At 47.3% G+C, this 4,118-nt stretch carries 2 protein-coding genes and 2 pseudogenes; 3 read left to right on the top strand and 1 reads right to left on the bottom strand.

Annotated elements, in window-relative coordinates:
* Positions 1-215, top strand: a pseudogene (locus F6J94_RS31275) (porphobilinogen synthase); the annotation flags it as partial.
* Between the two features lie 268 nt (positions 216-483).
* Positions 484-1,551, top strand: coding sequence for a pentapeptide repeat-containing protein (locus F6J94_RS31270; protein WP_293047383.1), 1,068 nt, complete (start codon positions 484-486; stop codon positions 1,549-1,551).
* A 27-nt stretch (positions 1,552-1,578) separates the two neighbouring features.
* Here F6J94_RS31270 and F6J94_RS31265 read toward each other — a convergent pair whose 3' ends face one another.
* Positions 1,579-1,815, bottom strand: a complete 237-nt coding sequence (locus F6J94_RS31265; protein WP_293047381.1) for a hypothetical protein — start codon at positions 1,813-1,815, stop codon at positions 1,579-1,581.
* Between the two features lie 284 nt (positions 1,816-2,099).
* On the opposite strand from F6J94_RS31265, the pseudogene F6J94_RS31260 reads away from it, so the two are divergent.
* Positions 2,100-4,118 (top strand): annotated as a pseudogene (locus F6J94_RS31260) (DUF1574 domain-containing protein); the annotation flags it as partial.

Genomic DNA, 4,118 nt, shown 5'->3' with positions numbered 1-4,118 from the left:
TTATGGATGTTATCCACCGGGTTAGACAGCATACTAATTTACCCGTTGCTGCATACAATGTTAGTGGTGAGTACGCCATGATTAAAGCAGCCGGTCAGAATGGTTGGATTGATGAGAAAAAAGTCATGATGGAAACCCTGACTAGCATGAAGCGAGCTGGTGCTGACTTAATTTTGACCTATTTTTCCAAAGAAGTAGCTAAAATCCTGCAGTAAGGCATTGAACCGTAGTTAGCGCTCAGCGGTCAGTTATCAGCAGTCAGCAGTCAGCAGTCAGCAGTCAGCGGTCAGCCGTTGGCCTTTGGTTGATAGCTGATACGCGACACACTGATAGCTTGTAACTGATCGCTGATAGCTGATCGCTGACCGCTGAATGCTTACCTAGGCTGTAGTCTGTAGACTATAGGGAACAACACAAGCAAGCCTATAGTTGATAGTCTAGAGTCGAGAAAGGAAAAGTCGCTAGGTTACACATAATATGGTGGTGAAGCAAAATGAGCTAGAGCAATGCTATAGAGTTCTTGAACTGGAGCCTGGAGCATCACCGGAAGAAGTGAACCAGGCTTACAAGGATTTAGCATTTATTTGGCATCCCGATCGTGTGCCTGAGGATAATCCTCGCCTCAAGCAAAAAGCTGAAGAAAAACTTAAGTTACTGAATCAGGCACGAGAAAAATTGCGATCGCATCATAAATCACCCACTGCTTCACAAAAGCAAGCTAGGGCAAGAACACCGTATCGGGATTATCGCAATCCAAATCCAAGACCAAAACCACCACCATCAGCCCAGCCAAACCCACCAAACTATTACAAATACAAACAACCAGAACGATCTAGAGCCCAAGCATCCACGACCGCTCAATCTCGGACCCCCAAGACCCCTGCTAACGCTAGAGCCCAACCATACACTCCCGCCCAACCTCGCACTCCCAAGACCCCTGGTGACTCTAGAGCCCAACCATACACTCCCGCCCAACCTCGCACTCCCAAGACCCCTGGTGACTCTAGAGCCCAACCATACACTCCCGCCCAACCTCAGAATCCCAAGCCCCCTGCTGAATCAAGAGCCCAACCATCCACTCCCGCCCAAACTCGGACTACTCAAGCCCAAGCTCGGACTGCCCAGCCCCCCGGTAACTCTAGAACCCAGCCATCCACGACTGCTCAAACTCGGGCTCCCAAAGCCCCTCCTGACTTGAGTGGGGCTGATTTTAGGGGAGCAGACCTCAAAGAAAGAGATTTCTCAAATCGGAATCTCCAATCCGCTAACTTAAGTCAGGCTAACCTAAAAGACGGCTTTCTCCATCGGGTCAATCTTGCTGAGGCTAACCTCGAAGGTGCTAATCTATTTAGAGCCAATTTATTTCAAGCTAACCTCAGTAAGGCTAACTTACGAGAGGCTAATCTGATTGGAGCTGATTTGAGTGGAGCTGATTTGAGTGGAGCTGACATGAGTGGAGCTAAAGTGGGTTCTAATGGTAAGCTCTTGGTGAAACTGACAGGGGCAAACCTAACCGGGGCAGTTTTGCCCGATGGCAGTATCCACGACTAATATCAGCAAATTTGAATTAAATTTCAACTATTGATCATCTTCATCATCCAAATCTGGAAAGGGGAGAACAGGCAGTCTCTGCCCTCGAAACACTTCCTCACTACTAATACCTGTGGTTTCTAACCATGAACCCATAGCTTGTATTGAGAGTATACCTAAGAGCATTGGAGCAGTGCCTAGACTTACGAAGAATTTTGTGGGCATTTCTAAATTAAACAGGTCAGCAGACCTGATTTCTGGTATTTCGGGTTTAGAAGAAGACATCTGGGTTAGTTTTAGTACAAATGAACTAAACAAAGCCGAAAATTTAACATTGGGGCACAAGAGCAGGAGTTACGCAGCAATGGGCTGCTACTGAAGTAGTATTGACTTGAGAACCGATGGCCATTTAGTCCTGTGAGTGAGGATTTCAACCTCTATTGTCAGCTAAATTAATTTTATTTGCCCAACAAATAAGTAGTCTTCAGAAAATTGTGCTTAAATCAAGGCGAGCATCTAAGATATGAAGAAATCATTCGTCCGTTACCAGTCCAGTTAATCAATTTGTGATGTTGGATGTCGATCAGCGTCTCCCAAAAGCTCCTCCGTCCTCCCTTGCCAAGTGGGCTTATTGTGCCATTAGGCAACCTGGGTTATCCATACGAGTCCGTTTGCGAGGGAACAATTTGCACATTCTCTGTGAACACCCTCAGGGAGTAGAAGCCAATAAGGTGATCAACCCCCTGATCAAAGCCCTGAAACTGCAACAGGGAGAAGTTCAGTTTCCCCTAGACTTAGCAAACCCGATCTATCAAATAATTGTTTATGGGCGTCGAGTGGGGCAGAAACGTCCAGACTGGATTAAGCAAATCGCTATCAAACTACCGACCGATGATGCCACTAATGCTTATAACCAATCTTCCCAGACGTCTTTCGATGCCATAACCACTGATGCGGAATTAACTGTCTCAAACGAAAGTCTTGCCCGTTCTGGTTCTCCAGATGCGATCGCTCGTTATCTGAGTGAATCCCTCAGTTACCTAGGTGTCAGTGTTAAAGTCCGGATCCAAAACCAAGATTCCAAAGCTAGAAGATTTTCCGGGGCAAGTTCTAACCTTAAACAAACTAACCTTCACCCTTCACCCCCTAACCGACGGCTCTGGATAATTTGTAATTCTAACTACAGCCCCGATCCATCCTTACTATCTGAGTCCATCATCGACCGGTTACATTCCTTGCAACTCCAAGGGTTTCGAGATGCCGTGATTTGCTTTCAGGTAAGTGGCGAAGCCACTCCTGATTGGAAGCTGCGAGTAGATTTGACCCCTCCAGAAGAAGTCCTCAAGGAATGGGCTCGTTGGGGAGATGTAGAAGCAATCCAGCGGTTATTAAATCAGGGGTTAGCAGCGGTGGGAATAACCGTTCGGGCTATTCTTAAAGAAAGCACCCTACATGTATTTTGTAGCGTCATCCACCGCCGGAAAACTATTGCCCCAGAAAAAGAAACTGTAGTCAGTGCCATTGCCTCAGTACTGGATTTAATCGCTCCTCAAGGAATCCAGGGTGCAACTATTTATGGTGTAGACTCAAGTCAGTTCCCTAGTCAAACGTTACTGTCTCAGGAAGCTGAGTCTCTCAAATCCCCCTTTGGAAACAATGGTCAAGTTGCCAAAAATTCCTTACTGCCAGAAACCGAATCCCCAGCCTGGATTCACTGGATCAACTTACCAGCAGCAGACCACCAGAGTTTAGGAGAATCCACCTATTCCTTAGCCCAAACAGGGCATCACGATGCCTTGACCTTTTTGTTGGAGCGCTTACTTAATCCCGACATTGACCAACGATTGGTAACAGGTGGAATCAGGGTAAAAATTCGCCGTAAACAAGACTTGTTGCACATCATGAGCGAGGCAACAGTCTGTCCTCGAAAATCTCAGGTCACTCGAAAAATTACCCGCTTCCTAGAGCAGCTGGCTATGTCGGAAATTACTGGGTTGCGGCTCTATGGACGTCGGGCTGGTGCTACCTCCCCCTCCTGGAACTATGGGGTGGATTTTGTTCATCGACAGCGTCTAGTCCCAGAAGCTACCCCAGAGTTTGCTGCCTCCGATGCCTACCTGAGTGATTTGGTAACTCCCACTGGGGAACCAGTACTGCGTCCTGATCTAACCCACGACGATCTCAAGCAGGGTTTAAAAGGGGCAGTTGATGGTCTAGTTTACATACTCCAGCGTTTGCTATGCTACTCTCAGCTATTTGTACCCACTGTAGAAAACCAAGACATGGCAGCCTTCTCAGACAAGAGACAGGCAAAGGGGAAATTATCTATCCAAGGCGTAGCAGTAGCCATGGTATGGGGCGTAGCAGGATTACTAGTAACACTGATCACAGATTGGCGTTTTAGTGAGCTCCTACAGTCTCAAGCCTCACCGTCAGCGGAAGTAAAGGCAGTGACTCACTCATCACCCAAACCCATTGCTTTGCCCCAACTATCTTTGCAAAAAGGGGCGGGTCTCGGGACTGAAAACTTCAACACCTCTGGATTTACTGCTCCTGGGGATACCATGGTGATTGTGAATGAAAACGGC

Source organism: Moorena sp. SIO1F2, from assembly GCF_010672755.1.
Taxonomy (GTDB): Bacteria; Cyanobacteriota; Cyanobacteriia; order Cyanobacteriales; family Coleofasciculaceae; genus Moorena.
This window is presented reverse-complemented; position numbering and strand designations above follow the sequence as displayed.

Bases quoted from the DNA above. Each gene is read 5' to 3' on its own strand.
- F6J94_RS31265 (WP_293047381.1), bottom strand. From the start codon at position 1,815: ATGTCTTCTTCTAAACCCGAAATACCAGAAATCAGGTCTGCTGACCTG.